Source organism: Streptomyces sp. NBC_00104, assembly GCF_045160825.1.
Classification (GTDB): domain Bacteria; phylum Actinomycetota; class Actinomycetes; order Streptomycetales; family Streptomycetaceae; genus Streptomyces.
In genome coordinates, this window is record NZ_CP108215.1 from 2,576,763 (window position 1) to 2,600,612 (window position 23,850).

Sequence of the window (23,850 nt, forward strand, 5' to 3'; positions counted from 1 at the left end):
GTCTCCTTCAGTGAGTGCCGATATCGGCGTTGGTGTGCGGGAGGTGCTGGATGGTGAGCGTGCCGTCGGCCATGCCGGCCGCCATCACGCGGGTCAGGTCGTCGAGCGCGGCGGTCTGCTCGCGCAGCAGCGCCGCCCGGCCCTCGATCTCGGCGAGTACGGCCTCGTAGAGGTCGGCCTCGGCGCGGTTCAGGTCGGGGACGACCAGGTCCTCGATACGGCGGGACGCGCGCACGGCGCCGCTGGTGCGGGCGTGCTCGGCAGCCGCGGCACGCAGCAACGCGGCGAGCACCCGGGGCCGTAGCGGCGGGTCGGCGTCCGGGTGGACGCGCAGGATGCGGGCCGGGGCCGCGACCAGAGACACGCCCTCCGTGTCGACGTGGACCCCGAAGTGCGGGTGGGCGGTGACGACGAGGTCGCCGGGCTCGGTGAACTGGGCGTGCCCGTAGGCCGTGAGGAAGATGCCACGGTCGATGCGGCGGCCGCCGATGCGGGCGGTGCCGAGGATCTCCTCGGGGGTGAGGACCGTGTAGTGGCCGTCGGGGGTGAGGTGTTCGGGGGCGAAGCGGTGGCCTGGGCGGCGGCGCAGGCGGCGGGTGCGCAGGAGGCGGGCGACGGACGTACGGCGTACCGGCTGGTTCTCGGGACGCAGTTCCGCCTGGGCGCGCAGCCGCAGTTCGCCCGTACGCGAGCGCTCCTGAAGGTCACTCAGGCGGCGTTCCAGGTCGGAGATGACCACCGGGCGTTCGACGACCGTCCGGGTGTGGCGGGAGTCGGGCGTGCGGTGCTGCGGAGTGAACGCGGCGCCGGGGCGGTCGTCGAGGTCGGTGCCGAGGACGATGGCGGCGTGGCGTGGGTCGTGGAGCCGGTCTGGGGTCCAGCCGGAGGTGCGCCAGATGGCGATGTCCTCGGCGAGGGTGTCGAGGACGGGTTCGGTGAGAGGCTGGGCGGAGTAGTCGGCGAGGAGGACGAGGCCGGTGCGCTGTTCCTCGGGTACGCGGGCGAGGAGCCAGACCGCCGTGCGGTAGCCGGGACGGTAGGCGTAGGCGCCGTCGGGGAGGCTGATCGCCGCCTTGAGTAAACCGGGCTTCAGGAACGAGCGGCGCAGGCGGTCGGCGTCGCCGTGCCGGGCGAGCGGGCCGGTGAGGACGTCGGCGGGGCCGAGGACGACGGCGGTGGCTCCGGTGTCGAGGTAGTCGGTGAGGGCGGCGACCCGCTCCAGGACGGTCTTCGGGTCGCGGGTCTCGGCGGCCTCGTAGGGGAGGGCGCAGACGAGGAGGTTCGGGTAGCCCCATTCGTCGGCGGTCAGTTCCTCGCCGTCGACGACGTCGAGCCGGAACTCGTACACCCCGCGCACCAGCATCCGCCGTCGTACGAGACGTACACGGGCCGGGTCGGGGTCGGCGGCGAGGTAGACGTGGGCGGAGTCCTCGGCGGCGTGGTCGTGCAGGGCGGCCGGGAGGGCGCCGGTGCGGGCGTGCGGGACGGCGATCACCGAGCCCTCGGCGAGGGTGTCGACGCCGGACAGGGCGGCGAGAGCGCGGACGACGGCCGGGGCGGGTTCGTCGGCGGCGAGGTCGCGGGAGCCGAGGCGATGGCGTGCCTGGAGGATCCAGTCGAAGGCCTCGGCGGGGTTGTAGGCGGCGTCGATCAGTTCGTCGGCAAGTGCGGCTAGGGCCGGGCCGGTGCGGTCCGGGTCGGGCAGGGCGCGCAGTTCGGAGACGAGGAAGCGGTCGTCGGGGTCGAGGTCGGCGGCCCTGTCCAGGACGGTGTCCCAGGGGCGGCCGTCGGCGACGGGGGCGTCGAGCTGCTGGTGCAGGCAGACCAGGGAGGTCAGCGCGCCGATCAGGACGGCCGCAGGCAGCGACGGGGTGCGCCAGGCGGCCAGCGTGTGCAGGGCGAGCTCGGCGCGCAGCCGGCGGGCGTCGGTGTTGCCGCGGCCGGTCGAGGCGAGCCAGTCGACGACGGCACGGGCGTCGAACAGGGGACGCCCGTCCTCGTGGGCGACGGGGATGGGGAAGTCGGGGTGCCGGCGGGCCCACGTGGTGGGGACCGGGCGCTTGACCTGGGCGAGGGCAGCGATCTCGGCGTAGGTGATCCGCCAGGCCGGCGTTTCGGGCAGGATGGGAGGCGTCTTCGAGGCCGTGTGCGTCGCCATCGGACGTGCTTCCCCCCTCTCCCCCTGGGCCGTCGAGGCCGGCGTCCTCGCCTTCGCGGTTCGCGGTCCACCCCCTTCGGCGGGGCAGGAGTCAGCAATCTACCGCCATCCCAGGTGGCTGTGCATAGCCTGCCTGATAATACGGGTTATCAGCGGTATCTCATCTCAGAAGGCGGAGCGGCAGGCACCTTGTGGCGACCAAGTGCCACGACGCCGACCGGAGGATCACCGCGATGAGCCACACGCCCTCGATACCGCCCAACAACCCGCAGTTCCCCGGCCCCGGCGGTGCACCGGGTGGGCCCAGCGGGCCCGGCGGGCCTTGGAACGCCGTACCGCCCTTCCCGCCGGCCGGTGGCGGGCAGCCCGCCATGGGGCAGCCGATGAGACCGAAGCCGTCGCGCCGCAAGGCCTGGCTCACCCACGGCGCGACCGCGTTCGTCGCGCTCATGATCGGCGCCGGTATCGGCGGTGACGGGGACTCCGGCAGTACGGACGACACCGCCGCTCCCGCCCCGACGGTCACCGTCACCAAGACCGCGACCGCCCCCGGGGGCGATGAGCCCGAGCCCGCCGTGACCGTCACCGAGAAGGTCACGGTCACACCGAAGCCGACCGAGAAGCCGGGGCCCGCCACCACGGTGGAGGGCGACGGCCAGTACCTCGTCGGCGAGGACATGCGGGCCGGCACCTACAAGACCGCCGGGCCCGACAAGAGCGGCTTCGTCGACAACTGCTACTGGGCCCGCACCAAGGACGCCTCCGGGGAGTTCGACGCGATCATCGCCAACGCCAACCTCCAGGGCCAGGGCCGCGTGACGGTCAACAAGGGCGAGTACTTCGAGACCACCGGCTGCCAGAAGTGGACCAAGGTCGGCTGACGGGCCACCGGGCTCGAAGTCCCTGCGCACCTCCCCCTTTTTCAGAACTTTCCTGTACCTCGCCCATACGTCAGGGCATCGTGGACCCAGCAATCACCGTCGAAATGGAGAACCTCAGTGAGCACTTACGCCGACCCACTCGTCGACGGTGCGATCCCGATGAGCACGTACGAGGCACAGGTCTGGGACACGCTCAACGAGCACTGGGAGCAGCGCAACAACCGCCGTGGTCTGCCGAACTGGGCGAGTGCCGCGCTCACTCGCACCGGTGAGGTCGCGGGAAACGCCGCGAGACGGGTTACGGACGCCGTGCCAGAGGCGGTCACGGAACCGATCCGTCGCGCAGGCGACGCGGTCGCCGACAAGGCCATGCGGCCGGCGCTCGCAGGCGCCGCAGCATTGCTCGAACTGGTCAACGACTCGGCCCTGGAGCTCAACGACCCGAAGAACGTCGAGAAGCTCGCCCGCAAGCGAGGCCTCGAACTCGACAGTTTCACCGAACTACGGCAGCAGGACCTCAAGGTCTGCGACCGGCTGCTGACCCGCAACACCCTCAAGTGGCGGGCCACCGGCGCGGTCGAAGGCGGCGCCATGGGCCTGCTGGCCATGGTCCCCGTCGCCGGTATCCCCGCCGCGATGACAGCGGACATCCTCGTCATTCAGGTCCTGAGCACGTCGATCGCAGCGCGCATCGCGTACTCCTACGGCTACGACGCCAAAGACCCCAAGGAGCAGGACTTCATCCAACGCCTGGTACAGCGGTCCTTCATGGCACAGGCGGCCAAAGCCAAACCGTTGCAGGAGACCGCACGGGCGGCGAACGCGGTCAAGGGACGCATAAACTGGTCACAGAAGCTCCGCAACGACCACCGGCTCCTGGCCGCCCTTGAGAAGCTGATGCAGCAGCTGGGCCCGGCCGGCTCCAGGGTGCCCGTCAAGAACGTCGCCAAGGTCGTGCCGTTCGTGGGTGTCCTCATCGGTGCCGGCATGAATGCCGCGGTCCTCGGCAGGGTGGCCGCCGACGCCCAGCGGTACTGCCAGACCCGCTTCCTGTGCGACAAGTACGGGCTGCCGCTGCCTACCGCACTGGCGACCGACTGGGAGGACGACCCCCAGACCGACGCCACGTAACGCGTGCCGTGCCGCAGCGGTTCACCGCGCGGCATGGCACGCGTGCATTCGGCCCCTCGGCAGAGCCGTCAGCTGCCGTTTCTCAGGTCCTTCGGCCAGTTCGGGCGGAATTCGATCTCGTCGTACGTGACCACGCAGCCCTCGCCCATCGGGGACTGGGTCATGAAGCCGATGAGGGCGGCGCCGCTCTGCTGCTCGCCCGCGAGGGTGAAGAGGCGGACGAAGGTCCACTGCTTGCCGTCGCGCGAGGCGTGGAAGGCGAAGGCGCGGCCGGTGCGGCTCACCCGCAGCCACACCGAACTGCCCTGCACCGTGAAGGAGTTGGCGTCGTCCGAGTGCCCCCGAGTGACCACCGTGCAGACGGTGGGCACGTCCGGCGAGTACTCCAGGCAGAGCTTGGCCCAGGCCCGTTCCCCCACGTGCACATACAGAACGCCCGCGTCGAACCCGGCGGCGAAGCCGACCGTGACCCGGGCTATCAGCTGAAAGTCCCCCTCCGGCGCGCCCAGCAACCTGGGCGCGTCCGAAGCGGGATCCAGTCCCTCGTCAGTGGGCGGCACGAACCGGTCCTGCCGAGCACCGGCCCATCCGGTGAGCACCCCGTCCTCGTAGGACCAGTGCCCATCGGGGCCGTATGTGCGGAGAGAGAACGGGAGTTCGGGAATTTCGACGTCCATTGGGGGATTCTTGCAGCTCCCGCCCACAACAGCAGACCTTCAGGGGTGCGGGGGGACTGCGCGAGCGACCACGACGCACGCGCAGCCCGAAACGAACCGAACCCCTACGGCGTTCCCCGCCGTTCCCCGCCGTTCCCCGCGGAGCGCTACCGCTCAAGAACCCCGTTGAACCGACGCGGCAGTCCCAGCGGGTTCTCGTCCCGCAGCTCCGCCGGCAGCAGCGCCTCAGGAGCGCCCTGGTACGCCACCGGCCGCAGCCAGCGCTCGATGGCCGTACCGCCCACCGACGTGGACGTCGAGGTCGTCGCCGGGTAGGGACCCCCGTGGTGCTGGGCCGCGGCCACGGCAACCCCCGTCGGCCACCCGTTCACCAGCACCCGTCCGGCCAGCGGCGTCAGCTCGGCCAGCAGCTCCGGCCCGCGCCCCTCCCCGGCGGCCTCTGAACCGGACACGTGCACCGTGGCGGTGAGGTTGCCCGGCAGACGGGACAGGACCGACTTGGCCTCGTCCTCGTCCTCGTAGCGCGCCACGACCGTGAGCGGCCCGAAGCACTCCTCCAGGAGCAAGTCGTGCTCGCCCTCGGCCGCCAGCTTGCCGGCGGGGACCGTCAGGAACCCGGGGCTGACGGTGTGCTCGCCGCCCGCGCCCGCGGTCACCGGCGACTCCACGTCGGGCAGCTCGGCGCGCTCGGCGACACCGGCGAGGAAGTTGTCGCGCATCCGGTGGTCCAGCAGGACCCCGGAGCCGATGTCGCTGACCGCGTCGGTGAGCGACTTGAGCAGCCGGTCACCGGCGTCGCCCGCGGGCGCCAGCACAAGGCCCGGCTTCACGCAGAACTGGCCGACACCGAGGGTCATGGAGCCGGCGAGGCCGGTGCCGATGGCCTCGGCGCGCTCCTCGGCGGCGGCCGCGGTGATCAGGACGGGGTTCAGGGAGCCCAGCTCGCCGTGGAACGGGATCGGCACGGGCCGCGCCGCCGCCGCGTCGAAGAGGGCGCGGCCGCCGCGTACCGAGCCGGTGAAGCCGGCGGCGGTGACGAGCGGGTGCTTGACGAGTTCGACGCCCGCCTCGAAGCCGTGGACGAGGCCGAGGACTCCCTCGGGGATGCCGTGCTCGGCGGCGGCCCGGCGCAGCACGATCGCGACCAGCTCGGACAGCGCCGGGTGGTCGGGATGGGCCTTGACGACGACCGGGCACCCGGCGGCCAGCGCGCTCGCGGTGTCGCCGCCGGGCACGGAGAAGGCGAAGGGGAAGTTGGAGGCCGAGTAGACGGCGACGACGCCCAGCGGCACCTTGTAGCGACGCAGGTCGGGAATGGGCGGGGTGGCGGTGTCGTCGGGGTGGTTGATCACCACGTCGAGGAACGCGCCCTCGTCCACGATGTCGGCGAAGGCCCGCAGCTGATAGCAGGTGCGGGCGAGTTCGCCGGTGAGCCGGACCGGGCCGAGCGCGGTCTCCGCGTCGGCGACCTCCACGAGCTGGTCCTTGGCCGCCTGGAGCTGGTCGGCGGCGGTGCGCAGGAAGGCCGCGCGGACCGTGCGGTCGGCCAGGGAGCCACGGGCGGCGTGCGCCGCGCGGACGGCGGCGTCCACCTCCTGGGCTGTGGCCTCCACCGCAACCTGCTCGCGCTGCTTCCCGGTTCGGGGGTCGACACTCCAGACTGGTGCTGCTGCCACCGGGGGTTCCTCCACTGATTCCTGAGCGTATTTCTGGGTCCATTCACCAGGGTCGTTCGATATGCTGAACGCTGTCTCTGATGATGAATATGCTGTCTGAGACTATTTCCCGTCGAACGATAGGGGTCAAGGGCGATGTCGGCAGTCGAGACGGGCGGCGGAGCACAGGTCAAGTCGGCGGTGAGGACCGTTGAGCTGCTCGAATACTTCGCCGGGCGCCCCGGTATGCACTCCCTGGCGGCGGTCCAGGAGGCCGTCGGTTACCCCAAATCCAGCCTGTACATGTTGCTGCGCACCCTCGTGGAGCTGGGCTGGGTCGAGACGGACGCGACGGGCACGCGGTACGGCATCGGCGTGCGGGCGCTGCTCGTGGGCACGTCGTACATCGACGGTGACGAGGTGGTGGCGCTGGCCCGGCCGACGCTGGACCGGCTGTCGGACGACACGACGGAGACCATCCACCTGGCCCGCCTCGACGGCACGAACGTCGTCTATCTGGCCACCCGCCAGTCGCAGCACTATCTGCGTCCCTTCACCCGGGTCGGCCGTCGGCTGCCCGCCCACTCCACCTCGCTCGGCAAGGCCTTGCTGGCCACCCACACCGACGAGCAGGTCCGCAAGATGCTCCCGGAGACCCTTCCGGCGCTGACGGAGCACACGATCACGGACCGGGAGCAGCTCATCGAGGAGCTGCGCCAGATCCGCGAGCAGGGCTTCTCCGTGGACCGCGAGGAGAACACGCTCGGGCTGCGCTGCTTCGGCGTGGCGATCCCGTACCGCACACCGGCCCGCGACGCCATCAGCTGCTCGGTCCCGGTGGCCCGGCTGACCCCGGCCCACGAACAGCTCGTCAAGGACGCCCTCTTCGACGCGCGTGACCGGCTCACACTGGCGACCCGCAGACTCTGAGGCGGCGAGGTGGCAACCCCGTTTTCATGAGGACCCCATGAGAAAGCCGGGCGAAGGGAACGACTGATCGCGTCCCGCTCGTCCTTTCGGGTGCGATGAACAAGACGATCAGGCGCTCCGCCGTCCTCACCCTGCTGCTCGTGCTCGCCCTGCTGGTCAGGGCGACCTGGGTGCAGTTCTACGAGGGCACGGCGCTCGCGGACGACCAGGACAACCGGCGCAACGCGATCAAGACGTACGCGGACCCGCTCGGGAACATCATCGTGGCCGGCGAGTCGATCACCGGCTCGGCCCGCACGAAGGGCAGCGACCTCGCGTACAGACGCACGTACACGGACGGCGAGCTGTACGCGGCGGTCACGGGCTACGCCTCGCAGGCCTACGCGCCGACGCAGCTGGAGGGCATCTACCAGGACCTGCTCGACGGCACGGACCTGCGGCTGAACACCGTGATGGACACGGTCACCGGCAAGCGGGCCGACCCGGGCAATGTGATCACCACGATCGAACCGGCCGTGCAGAAGGCGGCGTTCGAGGCGCTCGGCGACAAGAAGGGCGCGGCCGTGGCGATCGACCCGACGACCGGGAAGATCCTCGCGGTGGTGTCGACCCCGTCGTACGACCCCTCCTCGCTGACCGACGCCAACACCGCCGGCACGGCCTGGAAGAAGCTCAACGCCGACGAGGACAAGCCGCTGACCAACCGGGCGCTGCGCCAGCCGCTGCCGCCGGGGTCGACGTTCAAACTGGTCGTGGCGGCGGCCGCGCTGGAGGACGGGCTGTACGCGTCGGTGGACACGAAGACCGACAGCCCGGACCCGTACACCCTGCCGGGCACGACCACGGAGCTGTCGAACGAGAACCCGAGCGCGCCCTGCGAGAACGCCACGATCCGTACGGCGCTGCAGTACTCGTGCAACAACGTCTTCGCGAGGATGGCCGTCGCCCTCGGCCAGGACAAGGTGAGGGCGATGGCCGAGAAGTTCGGCTTCGACGACAAGGCGCAGGACGTGCCGGTGCGGGCGTACGAGAGCGTCTACCCGTCGGACATGGACGAATCCTCCACCGCGCTGACGGGCATCGGCCAGTACGACGTCACCGCGACGCCGCTCCAGATGGCGATGGTGTCTGCGGCGATCGCCAACGGCGGCAGGCTGGTCTCGCCGCACATGGTGTCGCAGATCACCAACGGTGGCGGCGACGTCCTGGAGGACTACGACGCCGACGCGGACACCAAGGAGATCCTGAGCTCCGACACCGCCGAGCAGTTGCAGTCGGCGATGCGGACGGTCGTCGAGGACGGCACGGGCACGAACGCGCGGATCAGCGGGGCGACCGTGGGCGGCAAGACCGGTACGGCCCAGCACGGCGAGAACAACAGCAAGACGCCGTACGCCTGGTTCACGTCCTACGGGAAGGCCGACGGCAAGGAGGTCGCCGTCGCGGTCGTCGTGGAGCAGTCGAACGCGGCGCGGTCGGAGGTCAGCGGCAACGGGTTGGCCGCGCCGGTGGCCAGGGCCGTCATGGAGGCGGCGCTGAAGGGCTGAGGGACCACCTCGAAAAGGACCACCTGAATAAGAAGGGCCGCCCTCTCTCCCCCCGGAGGGCGGCCCTTCGCCGTCAGCGCACGGACGGCGTCACTTCACGCCGAACAGCTGCTGGATCGGGTTGATCGCGAAGTACACCAGGAACAGGGCCGAGGTGCCCCACAGCAGCCAGTGGACCTCCTTCGCCTTGCCGAGGACCGTCTTGATGAGGACGAAGGCGAGGAAGCCGGCGCCGATGCCGTTGGTGATGGAGTAGGTGAACGGCATGACGGCGATGGTGAGGAACGCCGGGATGGCGATCTCGTACTTGTCCCAGTCGATGGACTTGACCTGGGTCATCATCAGGAAGCCGACGGCGACGAGCGCGGGGGCGGCGGCCTGCATGGGGACGATGGTCAGCAGCGGGGTGAGGAAGAGCGCCACCGCGAAGAGGCCGCCGGTGACCAGGTTGGAGAAGCCGGTGCGGGAACCCTCGCCGACGCCGGCCGCGGACTCGATGTAGGAGGTCGCGGAGGACGAGGACGAGGCGCCGCCCGCGACGGCCGCGGCGCCGTCGATGAGGAGGACCCGGCCGAGGTTCGGGACCTTGCCCTCCTCGTCCAGCAGGCCCGCCTCGGCGGTGATGCCGACGACCGTGCCCATGGTGTCGAAGAAGTCCGAGAGCAGCAGGGTGAAGATCAGCAGGACGACCGTGATGACGGTGGTCTCGCCGAACGAGCCGAACAGGCTGAAGTCGCCGATCAGTCCGAACTCGGGAGCGGCCACGATGTCGTCGGGGACCTTCGGGGTGGTCAGGCCCCAGCTCTTGATGTCGGCCACCGAGTTGGTCACGATCGCAACGACCGTCATCGTCAGGATGCTGATGAGGATCGCGCCCTTCACCTTGCGGGCGAGCAGCGCGATGGTCAGCAGGACACCGAGGCAGAAGACCAGGATGGGCCAGCCGGACAGCGCGCCGGTGGCGCCGAGCTGCACCGGAACCGTGGTGCCGGCGATGTCCGGGATCCGGCTGACGAACCCGGCGTCGACGAAGCCGATGAAGGCGATGAACAGGCCGATGCCGACGCTGATCGCCTGCTTGAGCGCCTGCGGAATGGCGTGCATGACGGCCTCGCGCAGGCCCGTGACCACCAGCACGCAGATCAGCAGGCCTTCGAGGACGACCAGGCCCATCGCGTCGGACCAGCTCATCAGCGGGGCTATCTGGAAGGCGACGACCGCGTTGAGTCCGAGGCCGGCGGCGAGCGCGAGCGGCAGGTTGCCGCCGACGCCCATGATGATCGTCATCACGGCGGCCACGAGGGCGGTGGCGGTGACGAGTTCGGCGCCGTCGAGGGTGTGGCCGTACTTGTCCTTGGCGTTGCCGAGGATGATGGGATTCAGGACAAGGATGTACGCCATCGTGAAGAACGTGGCGAGGCCGCCGCGTATCTCACGGGCGAAGGTGGATCCCCGGGCGCTGATCTTGAAGAAGCGATCGACGCTGTTCGCCCCGGGTGGCTCGGCTGCGGGCCGGTCGGCCACCTTCTGTGCGTCGGACATGAACGGTGCTCCTAGTGACGGGCGTGGACTACGCGCGGATGCTGGCTGGATTGTTCCCCTGTTGAACCCGATTCAGGTTTTCTCCGTGTTACGGAATCGGAGTTCTCCCTGCAAGACGGCGTTCGAAGCCGCGTACGAACCCCTTTCACGATCACTGCTACTCTTCCGGATCTCGTCGGGGGTCGACCCCGGATGATCACATGTCATTCACATGACACGCACAGGCAGCCGGCTCGGCTGCTGTGGCCGCAGCGAGAAGAGAGGTCCCCGTGGGCACTGTCGTCGACGACGCAGCCTCCGTGGAGTTCCACGCCTTCTTCGAACGGCACTATGCCGAACTGTCGCGTCTGGCACACCTGTTGACGGGTGAGGCGGACGCCGCCGACGACCTGGCCGCGGACGCGCTGCTCGCGATGTGGCACCGCTGGGACCGGGTCCGCGCGGCGGACCATCCGGTGGCGTACGCCCGCGGCGTCGTCGCCAATCTGGCCCGGACCCGGATCCGCAGCGCGGTCCGTGAGCGCCGCAGGATCACACTGTTCTGGTCGCAGCGCGAGGAGAAGACCGAGAATCCCGATGTGGCCGGCGTGGTCGACGTCCAGTCGGCGCTGCGCAGGCTGCCGTTCCGCAAGCGGGCCTGTGTGGTCCTGCGGCACGCTTTCGACCTCTCGGAGAAGGACACGGCGCTCGCCCTCGGGGTCTCGGTCGGTACGGTGAAGAGCCAGACGTCCAAGGGGATGGCCGAGTTGCAGAAGCTGCTCGGCACCGAGGACGCTCCGAAGCGTATGCATGCCGGCATCACGAGCGGGGGCGTGACGGGCGCGAGGGTGACCGGTGCGAGCGCTCCGGGCAGCGGAGGAAGGGACCGATGAGGGACGTGCACGAGGAGCTGCGTGCCCGGCTGCGCGAGTCGGCCGAGGCGCACGAGCCCGACCGCGCCCGCATCCTGGCCCGGATCGAGCGCGGGATGGCCACCCCCGAGGTGCGCCGCGTCCGCGAGGCGACCCGGCCGCCGCTGTGGGGCTGGGTGCGGGTGGTCACCGCCACCGCCGGTGTCGCGGGGGTGCTCGCGGTCGGCGGTTACGCGGTCGCCTCCGCGGTGAAGGGCGAGGAGCGGCCGCCGGCCGACCAGACCGTGGCGGTCTCCCCGAACCCGGTCGAATCCCCGGCCGCGACGAGCCGGGCCCCGGCCCACCCCGACCACCCGAGCCCGAGCACCGGGGGCGGCGGGACGAAGAGCGAGGCCGGCTCGACCCCGTCGAAGAGCCCGTCCGCCAAGGTCACGACCGCGCCGGAGCTGCCCACCTCGGGGAACGAGGAGGACGGTCCGCTCTGGTCGGACGGCTCGGTCGACCCGCACAGCAACGACTTCTGGGCGCAGAGCAATCTCACCCTGAAGGCGAGCGAGCAACTCACCGAGCTGACCGTCCAGTTGCGGATCGCCCAGACCGGCGGGGTCACCTCGGCCGGTGCCTGGCGCTCGCTGCCGGAGCAGGACTTCGACCTCACGGTCGAGGAGGACGACGGCTTCCTGGTCTACACCTGGGTGCTCAAGGACGGCCGTACGGTCCCGAAGGGCGAGTTCGTCTTCGCCGGGCAGTACAACCACGAGCGCGGTGGCCGTGACGCGGGCGACGACCGCTACGCGATGACGGCGAAGGCGAAGGGCGAGGACCTCGCGGTGGCGGGGGACTTCGAGGGCCGCGACGACAACGACTCCACAGACGAAGGCGATTCGTAAAGAAATCCCGCTCGGGCGGCAACCCTTTCCTCACCGGTGGCGACCAGTAGGCACAAGTGTCACCACCGGCAAGGAATCGGGTACATGACCGCACCTGCAGAACAGCGCCTCCGGCACCGCCGTCGGGTCACCGGCCGACGGGCCGTGATCGGCTCGATCGCCGCCCTCGCCCTCACCGGAGGGGCGGTCGTCACGACGTCGCTGCTGTCCACCGCCGGCGCCGCCGCCACCTGGCCGACGGCCAAGGGCAGCAAGGCCGTCGCCAAGACGATCAAGGTCTCGGGCACGTACGACGGCAGGCTGAAGAAGTTCTTCGGCAAGGGCGCGCTCGGCGACGGCAGCCAGGACGAGGGCCAGGACCCGATCTTCGAGCTGGCGGACGGCGCGGTCCTGAAGAACGTGATCATCGGCGTCCCCGGGGCGGACGGCGTGCACTGCAAGGGCAGCTGCACCCTCAAGAACGTGTGGTGGCTGGACGTCGGCGAGGACGCCGCCAGCTTCAAGGGCAAGTCGTCCAAGGCCGTCTACAAGGTCGTCGGGGGCGGTGCGAAGAAGGCCTCGGACAAGGTCTTCCAGTTCAACGGCGCCGGGAAGCTCAGCATCACCGGATTCCGTGTGCAGAACTCCGGCAAGCTGGTGCGTTCCTGCGGCAACTGCTCGAAGCAGTACAAGCGCACGATCGTGCTGAGCGACATCGACGTCGTGGCACCCCTGAAGGCGATCGTCGGCGTGAACGCCAACTACGGCGACACCGCCACGCTGTCGAAGATCCGCATCCACGGCGACCCGAAGAAGAAGGTCAAGACCTGCGTGCGCTTCAAGGGCAACAACAGCGGCAAGGAGCCGACCCAGATCGGTGTCGGCGCGGACGGAACCACCTGCAAGTTCCCGTCATCCGCCATCACGTACAAGTAAGCCAATATCCGACCATCCCGGAGTACCCCCTTGAGCACCCACAAGAGACGCCTCACACGCCGGCGCGTGCTCGGGGCCGGCGCGCTCGGCGTCGCCGCCACCGGCGCCGCCGTCGCGGGCGGCACCGGCCTCCTGTCCACCGCGTCCGCCGCCGGCTTCGGCCACTCCGACGACGGCAGGAACTTCGTCGTCGACACCGGGGCGAACCTGGTCTTCAAGGTCTCCAAGACCACCGGCGACCTCACCTCGCTGAGCTACCGGGGCAAGGAGTACGAGGGCTACGGCGGCAAGCACTCGCACGTCGAGTCCGGCCTCGGCGCCTCGACGGTCACCGTCAAGCAGTCCGGGTCGACGATCCTGATCAAGGCCGTGCACGGCGCGATCACCCAGTGGTACGCGGCCCGCAGCGGCCAGAACCACGTCTACCTGTGGACGAACAAGGCGGACGCCTCCTTCACGGCGACCCGCTTCCTCGTCCGCCTCAAGCCCGGGATGTTCCCGGGCGAGGGCCCGGACTCCTGGATCGAGGCCTCCGACAAGGTCATCGAGGCCGGTGACGTCTGGCGGCGCGCGGACGGCACGACCCACTCCAAGCACTACTCGGGCAAGCGGGTCATCGACTACGACCACATCGGCTTCACCACCGGTTCGGTCGGTCTCTGGATCGTCCGCTCCAACCACGAGAAGGCCTCCGGCGGCCCCTTCTACCGCTCCCTGCTCCGCCACTCCAACGACCTCGGCGCCGGCCTCTACGAGATCCTGCACTACAACCAGGCCCAGACCGAGGCGCAACGTTTCGGCCTCCAGGGCCCGTACGTCCTGGCCTTCACCGACGGCGGGGCGCCCTCCTCCTCCCTGTCCCACGACAAGCTGGACACGTCCTGGGTGGACGGCCTCGGCATCACCGGCTGGGTCGGCAGGGCAGGGCGCGGCAAGGTGGCCGGTGTGGGCCTCAAGGGCATGGACGCGAAGTACGCCTACACGGTCGGCTTCGCGGGCGCGGACGCCCAGTACTGGGCGAGGGCCGCCTCCGGTACCGGTGCCTTCTCCTGCAAGGGGATGCTGCCGGGTACGTACACACTGACCGTCTACAAGGGCGAGCTGGCCGTGCACACCCGGGAGGTGAAGGTGACGGCGGGCGGTTCGACCGCGCTGAACAGCATCACCATCACCGGCGACCCGTCCGCCGCGAAGACCGTCTGGCGCCTCGGTGACTGGGACGGTACTCCCGGCGAGTTCAAGAACGCCGAGCTCATGACGTACGCGCATCCGTCCGACGGCCGCGCGGCGAAGTGGACGGGCGACGTCACGCTGGGCAGCGGGGACCCGGCGGCGTCCTTCCCGGCGTACATCTGGCAGGACGTCAACGACAGCATCCGGATCTTCTTCAAACTCACCGCCGCCCAGGCCGCCGCCGCGCACACCCTGCGGATCGGCGTCACGGACGCGTTCTCGAACGGGCGCCCGCGGGTATCAGTCAACGACTGGGTGTCTCCGGTCCCGGCGGCCCCGAAGCAGCCTTCCACCCGCTCGCTCACCACGGGTTCGTACCGGGGGAACAACCACACGTTCACCTACAGCGTCCCTGCCAGTGCGTGGAAGTCGAACACCAGTGAGTACAACGTACTGAAACTCGACATCGTCAGTGGTTCGAGCGGCACGGCCTTCCTCAGTCCGGGCACCTCGTTCGACTGCGTGGACCTGCTGGCCTGAGCCCCCCTCGGCCGGCAGCAGTGCCGACCAGAGCCCCCCTCGGGGTCGGCACGACACAGACCGCCCCCGCCGGTGACGACCGGCGGGGGCGGTTCTTTCGCCGCCGGTGACGACCGATGGGGCGGTTCTCTCGGGTGCCGCGAGGGCCCGGGTTCGTGGCGGTCAGTTCATCGTCGAGCCGACGGCCGTGGAGCCCGTGGTCAGAAACGTCGTGACCGGCAAAGCCCCGTCCGCCCGCCGAGCGGCGTACGCGTCGGCCGCGTCCGTCGACTTGAAGGCCGGCGCGGTCACCCCGCTGTCCCAGTTGTTCGCGGCGGACACCGTGGAGGGACCGAGCTCGGCCTTCCCCCTACCGTTGCTCACCGCGAGGTTCCGCGCCAGCCGGGCCTTGCCGGTCGCGAAGGAGAACCCGTTCCCCTGGTTGGCGTACGCGGTGTTGCGGTTCAGCAGGATCGCCCCGGTGTTGGAGTTCTCGGTGAACCCGTGCGACGTGTTGTCCCAGGCCGCGTTGTGGTGGACGGAGTGCGCGACCGAAGCCCCTCCCCCACCCAGCTTGAACCCGTTGCCGTTGCCCTCGAACGCGGAGTCCTTCCAGCGGTTCTCGCCGTTGCCGAAGGCCCAGGAGCGCTCGATGGTGACGGGCGAGGAGAACTGCCAGAGGTCGAGCCCGTCATCCGCGTTGTCGTAGAGGCGCGCGCCGGTGATCCGGTTGCCGGTGCCGGAGCCGAACTTCACGGCGATGCCGTCGGCGTTCTGGCCGTGGTTCGCGGCGTCGTAGTTGCCGTGGCTGTCGAGGTTCTGGACGAGGTTGTCCGCCGTGCCGTCGCCGCGCAGGGTGAAGCCGGAGTCGCCGTTGTCCGCGGTGACGAGGTTCTTGAACACCCCGCCGACGGAGGAGGTGGCGACGAATCCCTGGGCCGGGGAGTTCTGGAAGGTGATGCCGAGGACCGTCCAGTAGTCGCCGTAGATCCCGGCGAGCCAGGACCCGGCCGCCAGCTCGGACCCGTCGATCCTGACCTTCTCGCCGCCGTACGCGGCGAGCGTGATCCGGGCCGAGGCGGTGCCGTTCGCCGTGGACTTCAGGGTCTTCCTCGGCCGGTAGGTGCCACCGCGCACCTGGATGGTCGTACCGGCCACGGCGTTCGCGACGGCCGACTCCAGCGACGCGGTGCTGGAGACGGTGACCGTGGTGCCCGCGGCCTGGGCACCGTCGTGCGAGAGACCGAGATGGACGCCGCCCGCCCCCGCGGCGACGGACACGGCTGCGGCGATCGACAGGGTGCGGGTTCGTCGATGGCGTCCGATGGGCTGACGCACGGGTGTTCCTTTCGCAGGGGACGCGTCTCGGGGAGACGAGGAACGAAGCGGACCGGAGGGGCCGCCCCGGCCCGCTTCTGATCACTGGTCGCCGCCCGGCGGAAAAGGGTTGCCGCGCCCCCGCGAAATCGTTCGAAAGTTTCGCCCTGAGTCTTCACACGCACACCGATTGACGCCCCGTACCGCACTGATGAGACTCCGAGGGCGACTTGGCAAACAGAATCCACCAGACTCCCACAGGATGTGTCATGCGCCCCACCGCCCGTACGCTCCTGCTCCCCCTCCTGGCCCTCTTCCTCGGCCTGCTGGCCGCCCCGCCGGGCGCGGCCCAGCCAGAGCCAGGACCCGCACCACAGTCCGTGCCGACATCCGGGCGGAAGACGGAGTACGCCGGCTATCTCTTCGCCTACTTCACCGGCGAGGGCACCGCCGACGGCGAGCAGATCCGCTACGCCCTCAGCCGTGGCAACGACGCGCTGCACTGGCGGGAGCTGAACGCCGGCCAGCCGGTTCTCACCTCGACCATCGGCGAGAAGGGCCTGCGCGACCCCTTCGTGATCCGCCCTCCCGAGGGCGACAAGTTCTACATGATCGCGACCGATCTGCGCATGTACCGCAACAGCAGCGGCAGTTGGGACCAGGTCCAGAGACACGGCAGCAAGTCGATCATGGTCTGGGAGTCCACGGACCTGGTGCACTGGACCGACCAGCGCCTGGTGAAGGTCTCACCCGACAACGCGGGCAACACCTGGGCTCCGGAGGCGTACTGGGACGACAGCCTCGGTGAGTTCGTCGTCTTCTGGGCGTCGAAGCTGTACGCCGACGACGACCCGGACCACACCGGCTCGACGTACAACAAGATGCTGTACGCGACGACGAAGGACTTCCGCACCTTCAGCGAGCCGAAGGTCTGGAACGACCCGGGCTACTCGGTCATCGACTCGACCGTCGTCAAGCACGACGGCACGTACTACCGCTACACCAAGGACGAGCGCGACCCCACCTCCTCCAGCCCCTGCGCCAAGTTCATCACCGGCGAGAAGTCGACCAGCCTGACCTCGACGACGTACGACTTCGTGGCGGACTGCATCGGCAACGGCGCCATGGACCGCGGCGAGGGGCCGACGGTGTTCAAGTCGAACACCGAGGAGAAGTGGTACCTGTTCATCGACGAGTACGGCGGCCGCGGCTACCTCCCCTTCGAGACGACCGACCTCGACTCCGGCGAGTGGACCCCGTCGACGAACTACCAACTGCCCGCGAGCCCTCGGCACGGCACGGTCATCCCGGTGACGCAGCGGGAGTACGACCGACTGCTGGCCGCGTATCCGGTGAGTCCCACCTCGGTGGTGGACGTGACGGCGAAGGGCCAGGAGGGGCACGCGATCGTCACCGAGGACTCCGCGAAGGTCGTCCTGCCGATGGAGCCCGGCGCGAACCTCGCGCGGCTCGCACCGAGGCTCCAGGTCGGTGAGGGCGCTTCGGTGAGCCCGAGGTCGGGCACGCGCCGCGACTTCCGCAAGCCGCAGAAGTACACGGTCACGGGGGCGGACGGTACGCGGCGCGTCTGGACGGTCGAAGCGGTGCCGACCCGCAGCCCGGTCCTGCCGGGCCTCTACGCCGACCCCGACGTCAAGTACATGAACGGCCGGTACTGGATCTACCCGACGACGGACGGCTTCGCGGGCTGGAGCGGCACGCGGTTCAAGGCGTTCTCGTCGAAGGACCTCGTCCACTGGAAGGACCACGGACAGATCCTCGACCTGGGGCCCGACGTGACCTGGGCCGACAAGAACGCCTGGGCCCCGGCGATCGCCGAACGCGACGGCACGTACTACTTCTACTTCTGCGCCGAGGGGAACATCGGCGTCGCGGTCGCCGACTCCCCCGCCGGCCCGTTCAAGGACCCCCTCGGCAAACCCCTGGTCGCCAAGGGGCGGTTCGGCGGCCAGGCCATCGACCCGTCGGTCTTCGTCGACGACGACGGCCAGACGTATCTCTACTGGGGCAACGGGCGCGGGTACGTCGTCCCGCTGAACGACGACATGGTGTCGTTCGACCCGACCGCGGTGAAGGACATCACCCCGGACAACTACCGGGAGGGCTCCTTCGTGATCAAGCGGAAGGGCACGTACTACTTCATGTGGTCCGAGGACGACACCCGCAGCGAGAACTACCACGTGGCCTACGCGACCGGACCGTCCCCGCTGGGCCCCTGGACCAAGCAGGGCACGATCCTCTCCAAGCGTCCCGAGTACGGCATCAAGGGGACCGGCCACCACTCGGTGGTGAACGTGCCCGGCACGGACGACTGGTACATGGTGTACCACCGGTTCGCCCTCAACGGCCCCGGCAGGCCCGGCGGGGACGGCACCCACCGGGAGACGACCGTCGACCGCATGGAGTTCGCGGCCGACGGCACGATCCGGCCGGTGGTACCGACCCTGGAGTCGATCAGGCCGGTGCGGCGCCCGTAGTCCGTTCGTCGGTCACCGTCAGCAGCAGGTCCGCCGTGAAGCCGGTCCCACCGACCTGGAAGGTCCAGGTGCCTGGCCCACCCTTGTCGGTGGGCCTCATCGGCCACACCTCCGACACCTGCTCGTCCTCCGCGGCGGCGTGCCCTTCCTCGGTGCTCACCCCCGGCGCCAGGAAGCGCTCGCCGGTGTGGAGGTACAGCGACCACTCCCCCGCGCCATCGGGCACCGCCTGGACGTAGTACTGCTTGCGGAAGACGAGGTTGTCGGAGAATCCGATGCCGAGGCTGTCCCGCTCGTACACCTGGACGTCGAGGCGGAGCACCACGCTCCGGTCCACCGCCCCCTCGGGTTTGGCGGCGGCGTCGACCCAGCCCTCCCAGATCAGCCGGTTCTCGCCCGCCCACCCGGTGGTGGCGTCACCCGGTTCCGAGAGCGGCTTGCTCAACTCCGCGGCGAGATCGGGCAGGTCGTCGGTGAAGTCGTCCTTGCGGAAGGGGCCGTAGTGGTTCTCGGCCTCGCTGCTCTGATGGCACAGGTCGAAGTCGACGAACCGGGGTTTGACGGACACCCCGAGATAGAACTCGCTGCGGCCGAAGAGGTCCCGGCCACGCGTCACCTCGGCCCTGTCCAGTCGCAGCTGCACGTGGTGCGTGCCGTGGAAGAAGCGCATGGCGATCTCGTAGGCCTCGCGCGATGTCACCAGGGAGTCGTCGCCGCCGTGGCATTTGTGGACGAAGGTCCGGGGAGCACCCGGGATCTGGGCGGAGGCCTGCTTGACCAGGCCGTCGCTGCGGTTGTAGGTGAGCGTGCCCCCGTCGATCAGGCCGGCGATGCGATTGCCCAGGGTGGCGAACTTGTTGCTGTAGGAACGGTGGTCCGTGCCGACCACCGTGAGGATCCGCCTGACGGGGAACGGGATGGCCCGGATGTCCGTGCGGTCCGGGTCGAAGGCGGCGATCTCGTCCGCGACCGCGTCGGGCAGGCACTTGACCAGCGCGTCGGGCAGATACTGGAACGCGATCCCCCGGTGCGGTGTGCCCAGGGTGACGATGCGGTGGACGAGGTCCGCGCTGCTGTCCCCCAGCCGGCTCAGGGCGGCCCGGGTGACGAGCCCGCCCATGCTGTGCGCGACGATGTCCACACCGGTGAACTCCTCGTCCGGGCGCATGCCGTGCCGGATGATCTCGATGAGCCTGACCAGCCCTTCCCCGAAGCGGTCGATCTTCCGGGGAAGGAGGTCGTAGTAGCGGTAGATCCACAGGGTCCCGAGGGCTCCCTGGCCCAGCACCTCGCGCGCCATGGGGACGTCCACCACCATGGTGCCGGTGAGCAGGTGCTCGGGCCATCCGTCGTGCTCGCCCGGTCTGGGCTTCTGCTCCTTCTCGTAGTAGCCGACGACGTTGGTCGCGTCCCGGTACGGGTGGAGCCGCGACTTGAGGGCGCGCAGGACGAATCCCTCGTAGATGTAGTTCTCGCCGTAGCGCTCCGCGTAGACGCTGCCGTTGTTGAATCCCTGATACGCGTCACGCCGCTCGTCCGACACACCGGGACCGCCGAATCCGCGAATCAGGATCAGCGGGCGAGGACTACCGACCACGAGGACCACTCCACTCAGATGCGCATGCGCTGTTCGTCGCGCAACACTGTGTGGGGTCGCACCGGCTCCGTGTCGACAGAATCGTTTTGCCCGGCGTGCCGGACGAGCACCGCGCCGGTCGTCAGTTCATCGTCGAGCCGATCGTCGTACTGCCCGTGGTCAGGAAGGTGGTCGCGGGCAGCGTGCCGCTCGACGAACGGGCGTTGTACGTCGAGGAGGCGTCGGTGGAGCGGAACGACGGGGTCGAGATGCCGGAGTCCCAGTTGTTGCCGGACGACACGACGGACGAACCCTTGTTGACCGAGCCGCCGCCGTTACTGACCGCCAGGTTCTTGCCGAGGCGGGCCGCGCCGGTGGCGAAGTAGTAGCCCCACTTGGCGTTGGCGTAGGCGGTGGTGCGGTTGATGACGATGGCGCCCTTGTTGCTGTTCTCGGTGAAGCCGTTGCCCGCGTTGTCCCAGGCGGCCGAGTTGTTGATGACATGGGCCACGGTCTCGCCGTCGCCGCCCAGCTTGTAGCCGTTGCCGTCGCCCGCGAACGCGGAGTCCGACCAGCGGTTCTTGCCGTTGCCCATCGCCCAGGTGTGCTCGACGGTGACGGGCGAGGAGAAGGACCAGAAGTCCAGGCCGTCGTCCGAGTTGTTGTAGAGGCGGGCTCCGGTGATGAGGTTGCCGCTGCCGGAGCCGTACTTCACTGCGATGCCGTCGGCGTTCTCCCCGTGGTTGGCCGGGTCGTAGTGGCCGTAGGAGTCGATGTTGCGGACGGTGTTGTTGGTGGTGCTGTCGCCGGTGAGCGTGAAGCCGGAGTCGCCGCCGTTGATGGTCTTGATGTTGTCCCAGACCGTGGAGGCGCAGGACTGGCAGACGACCGCGCTGTCCGGGGAGTTCTGGAAGGTGATGCCGGAGACGGTCCAGTAGTCGGCGGTCAGCTTGAAGATCCAGTCGCCGTCGGGGAGGTTCGAGCCGTCGATCTTCACGGTCTCCGAGCCGTACGGCTGGAGGTAGATCCGGCTGGACGAGGTGCCGTTCGCCGTCGACTGGATGGTCGCCGTCGGGTAGTACGTGCCGCCGCGCACCTGGATGGTGGTGCCGGCGGTGGCGTTCTTGATGGCGTTCGACAGGTCGGTGGAGTTGCTGACGACCACCGTGGCGGCCTGGGCGGGGGTCGCCAGGATGCCGAGGCCGGCGGCGGTCGCGGCGACGGTGGCGAGAGCGGTGAGGGAGATCCTCGTACGACGCATGGTGTGCGGGTCCTTTCGTCGTGACGCAGAGGGGACGGACGAAAACGGACGTGCTACAGAACGGCGTCCAGCCATGTGAAGGCGTCGTCCTGCACGGGTGCGGTGAACACATGGCCGAGGTCCGGCCGGATGCGGAGGTCCAACCGCTCCCCGGCGTGGCGCGAGCGCCAGACGGCGCGCAGCTTCTCGTGCGCGACCCGGACGCCCTCACTGGTGAAGAGGGGGTCCTGGCCGCCGTGGAGGAAGAGCATCGGCTTGGGGGCGCCGATGCTCGCCACGTCGGGGAAGTCGAGGTACCGGGCGAGCCCGGGATGGAGCATGTAGTAGGAGGACTGGCCGCGCAGGATGTTGTTGCCGGGGACCATGACCTCCTTGAGGCCGGTCATCCAGCACACGCTCGCGGCGGCCGCGATGTCGTCGCTGAGCGCCGCCGTCTGCCAGGCCCGGAACGCGCCCATCGAGAAACCGAGGGCCGCGACCCGGCGCCGGTCCACCCGGTCGAGCCCGGCCAGGAAGGCCGCCGCGCGCACGTCCTCCCGGGCCATGAGCCCGGCGAGCGACGAGCCCAGGTGGTAGAGGTTGCTCGCGAGGGCCTGCTGTTCCTCGTACGTGACCGGGCCCCGGTCGCCCCAGCCGAGCGCGTCGACGGCGAGGACGACGTATCCGCGCCGGGCCAGTTCGTCGCCGACGAACCGTCCGCTGAAGTACCGGTCGGCCCAGCCCTGCGCCGAGGCCAGACGGCTCTCGTCGAACCAGGGCCGGACCAGCTTCTCCTTCCCGATGTCGAACTTGGCGCCGTGGTCGTGCAGGAGGAGGACGGCCGGGAACGGTCCGGTGCCGTGCGGGGTGAGCAGGGCGCCCCTCACCCGGCCGTACCGGGTGAGCGAGAAGGTGACCAACTCCCGTGTGTAGCCCTCGCCTTCGGTCCGCCGCTCACCGAACTCGGGGGCGTAGGGGGTCTCGTCCCGGGCGACGAACAGATGCTCCTCGACCTTCGCCCGGGCCACCCGCCGCCAGGTGCGGAAGTCCCGGATCGGCGAGGTGCCCCAGGCGAGCGGGAAGCGGAGCTCGTCCTTGAGGAGGGGGTGGAAGTCGGGGAGGGTGCCTTCCAGCGCGGCGGCCTCGGTGGCGGCCGCGGCGACGGGCAAGGGCTCCGCCCCGGCCGCCGCCGTTCCCGCCCCCGCGAGGAGCGCCGCCGCCCCGGCGCCCACGACGAACGCGCGGCGCCCCACGGGTCCATGGGCCCCCGGCGAGCCGGGGGCGCCCACCGGCTCGCGACCGACTGTCGGTTCACCGGCGGCCATACGGCCTCCACTCCCCCAGATACGTCCGCCGCGTGTGGGCCCCGGCTTCGGCGACCGTCAGCTGGGGCCGGTTCTGCGGCACCGTGATCACCGCGCCCGGACCGGAGTTGCCGTACTCGCGAAAGCGCATGCTCTGCCAGGGGTAGGCCTCGCGCATGTTGGTGTAGGGCTCGACGGCGTCGATACCGGGGCCGATCCAGGTGTCCCGCACGACCAGCGAGGGCCAGGCGGTCGTCTCGTACGACGGCACCCAGGGGCGGGCGATCTTGTAGGCGGCGTCCTCGGCGCCGGAGGTGATCCGGCCGCGCAGGGCGAGGAAGCCGTAGGGGTTGGCACGGGCGGTGGCGGGGGCGAAGACCATGCCCTTGGGGGTGAAGGACACGTCCCGCTGGAGGGTGTGGAAGTGGCAGGCGTCGAAGACGGCCCTGGCCCGCCCGAAGACGAAGTCCACGTCACCCTCGATGTAGCAGTGGCGGTAGTACTGCCGGTCGAAGGCGTCGAGCGCGGTGGTGTCCGCGAAGAGGGTGTCCTGGTGGGCGAGGAAGCGGACGTTCTCGAAGTGCGAGCGGTCCCCGGTGACGTACGCGGCGACCGCCTGCGTCCCCGTGTAGTCCGGGTGGTCGGCACGCAGCCAGTCGTTGGCGAGGGTCAGGTCGCGTACGGTCAGGCCGGGCGCCGCCGAGGTGAAGGTGGCGGAGCCCGCGGTGCCGTAGGTACCGCCCTCGGGCCTGGGCGTGCCGTTGGCGCGGTCGAAGACGACGACGGCGGCGCGGGGGTCGCGGGACGCACCGCGCACGGTCAACTCCCCCTTGTGCGCGGGGATGTTGACGACCTCCCGGTAGGTCCCCGGGTGGACGACGATCGTCCACCCGGGGCCGGTGACGGCGTCGACTGCGGCCTGGACCGACCCGCCGGGCCGGACGTGCAGGACCCGGCGGCCCTGGGTGCCCCGGGCGAGGGCGGGGGTCGTGCCGACGGCCGCCAGGCCGCCGGCGATCCCGGTGAGCAGTGTGCGCCGGCGCATC

General features: G+C 69.9%; 18 protein-coding genes. 9 read left to right on the forward strand and 9 right to left on the reverse strand.

Features of this window, described 5'->3' with window-relative positions; translation table 11 throughout:
* Positions 1-7: 7 nt before the first annotated feature.
* The gene (locus tag OG272_RS11145; protein WP_405893187.1) at positions 8-2,158 is read right to left on the reverse strand and encodes a hypothetical protein; all 2,151 of its coding nucleotides are present in this window, start codon (positions 2,156-2,158) and stop codon (positions 8-10) included.
* A gap of 233 nt (positions 2,159-2,391) precedes the next feature.
* Here OG272_RS11145 and OG272_RS11150 point away from each other — a divergent pair, with 233 nt between their 5' ends.
* Entirely contained in the window at positions 2,392-3,039 is a 648-nt protein-coding gene (locus OG272_RS11150; protein ID WP_405893189.1) for a hypothetical protein, read from the forward strand.
* 117 nt (positions 3,040-3,156) lie between these two features.
* Positions 3,157-4,170 carry an EcsC family protein gene (locus OG272_RS11155; protein ID WP_405893191.1) on the forward strand — a complete coding sequence of 338 codons (1,014 nt, stop codon included), beginning with the start codon at positions 3,157-3,159 and terminating at the stop codon, positions 4,168-4,170.
* Positions 4,171-4,238: 68 nt separating this feature from the next.
* On the opposite strand, the gene OG272_RS11160 is transcribed toward OG272_RS11155, so the two are convergent.
* Positions 4,239-4,847, reverse strand: coding sequence for a DUF1349 domain-containing protein (locus OG272_RS11160; protein ID WP_328222724.1), 609 nt, complete (start codon positions 4,845-4,847; stop codon positions 4,239-4,241).
* A 146-nt stretch (positions 4,848-4,993) separates the two neighbouring features.
* Positions 4,994-6,523 carry an aldehyde dehydrogenase (NADP(+)) gene (locus tag OG272_RS11165; RefSeq protein ID WP_327730325.1) on the reverse strand — a complete coding sequence of 510 codons (1,530 nt, stop codon included), beginning with the start codon at positions 6,521-6,523 and terminating at the stop codon, positions 4,994-4,996.
* 135 nt (positions 6,524-6,658) lie between these two features.
* On the opposite strand from OG272_RS11165, the gene OG272_RS11170 reads away from it, so the two are divergent.
* Together OG272_RS11170 and OG272_RS11175 are read left to right on the forward strand one after the other, a co-directional pair.
* On the forward strand, positions 6,659-7,432 hold the full coding sequence (locus tag OG272_RS11170; RefSeq protein WP_037691381.1) for an IclR family transcriptional regulator: 774 nt from the start codon (positions 6,659-6,661) through the stop codon (positions 7,430-7,432).
* 95 nt (positions 7,433-7,527) lie between these two features.
* Complete coding sequence (locus OG272_RS11175) at positions 7,528-8,979, forward strand: penicillin-binding transpeptidase domain-containing protein (RefSeq protein WP_326583700.1); 1,452 nt, start codon at positions 7,528-7,530, stop codon at positions 8,977-8,979.
* A 90-nt stretch (positions 8,980-9,069) separates the two neighbouring features.
* Here OG272_RS11175 and OG272_RS11180 read toward each other — a convergent pair whose 3' ends face one another.
* Positions 9,070-10,521, reverse strand: a complete 1,452-nt coding sequence (locus OG272_RS11180) for an NCS2 family permease (RefSeq protein WP_327730324.1) — start codon at positions 10,519-10,521, stop codon at positions 9,070-9,072.
* 269 nt (positions 10,522-10,790) lie between these two features.
* Here OG272_RS11180 and OG272_RS11185 point away from each other — a divergent pair, with 269 nt between their 5' ends.
* The 4 genes from OG272_RS11185 to OG272_RS11200 all read left to right on the forward strand — a co-directional run bounded on the left by OG272_RS11185 (position 10,791) and on the right by OG272_RS11200 (position 14,890).
* Positions 10,791-11,393, forward strand: a complete 603-nt coding sequence (locus tag OG272_RS11185; protein WP_326583698.1) for a SigE family RNA polymerase sigma factor — start codon at positions 10,791-10,793, stop codon at positions 11,391-11,393.
* Positions 11,390-12,262, forward strand: coding sequence for a hypothetical protein (locus OG272_RS11190; RefSeq protein ID WP_326583697.1), 873 nt, complete (start codon positions 11,390-11,392; stop codon positions 12,260-12,262). The genes OG272_RS11185 and OG272_RS11190 overlap by 4 nt, the downstream gene beginning before the upstream one ends.
* An 84-nt stretch (positions 12,263-12,346) precedes the next feature.
* Positions 12,347-13,177, forward strand: a complete 831-nt coding sequence (locus OG272_RS11195; RefSeq protein ID WP_327730323.1) for a pectate lyase — start codon at positions 12,347-12,349, stop codon at positions 13,175-13,177.
* Positions 13,178-13,207: 30 nt separating this feature from the next.
* Positions 13,208-14,890 (forward strand): rhamnogalacturonan lyase B N-terminal domain-containing protein, encoded by a 1,683-nt coding sequence (locus OG272_RS11200; RefSeq protein WP_327730322.1) that lies wholly within the window; start codon positions 13,208-13,210, stop codon positions 14,888-14,890.
* A gap of 162 nt (positions 14,891-15,052) precedes the next feature.
* Here OG272_RS11200 and OG272_RS11205 read toward each other — a convergent pair whose 3' ends face one another.
* Entirely contained in the window at positions 15,053-16,207 is a 1,155-nt protein-coding gene (locus tag OG272_RS11205; protein WP_327730321.1) for a right-handed parallel beta-helix repeat-containing protein, read from the reverse strand.
* 248 nt (positions 16,208-16,455) lie between these two features.
* Here OG272_RS11205 and OG272_RS11210 point away from each other — a divergent pair, with 248 nt between their 5' ends.
* Positions 16,456-18,684, forward strand: a complete 2,229-nt coding sequence (locus OG272_RS11210) for a family 43 glycosylhydrolase (protein WP_405893194.1) — start codon at positions 16,456-16,458, stop codon at positions 18,682-18,684.
* Here OG272_RS11210 and OG272_RS11215 read toward each other — a convergent pair.
* The 4 genes from OG272_RS11215 to OG272_RS11230 form a co-directional block, all read right to left on the reverse strand.
* A complete protein-coding gene (locus OG272_RS11215; protein ID WP_326583692.1) occupies positions 18,662-20,281 on the reverse strand; it encodes a hypothetical protein in 1,620 nt (539 codons plus the stop codon). The genes OG272_RS11210 and OG272_RS11215 overlap by 23 nt on opposite strands.
* A 121-nt stretch (positions 20,282-20,402) precedes the next feature.
* Positions 20,403-21,521 carry a right-handed parallel beta-helix repeat-containing protein gene (locus OG272_RS11220; RefSeq protein ID WP_326583691.1) on the reverse strand — a complete coding sequence of 373 codons (1,119 nt, stop codon included), beginning with the start codon at positions 21,519-21,521 and terminating at the stop codon, positions 20,403-20,405.
* Positions 21,522-21,574: 53 nt separating this feature from the next.
* Positions 21,575-22,825, reverse strand: coding sequence for a dienelactone hydrolase family protein (locus OG272_RS11225; RefSeq protein ID WP_405893196.1), 1,251 nt, complete (start codon positions 22,823-22,825; stop codon positions 21,575-21,577).
* Entirely contained in the window at positions 22,812-23,849 is a 1,038-nt protein-coding gene (locus OG272_RS11230; RefSeq protein ID WP_327730318.1) for a pectinesterase family protein, read from the reverse strand. Before OG272_RS11230 ends, OG272_RS11225 begins: the two co-directional genes overlap by 14 nt.
* Position 23,850: the final 1 nt, after the last annotated feature.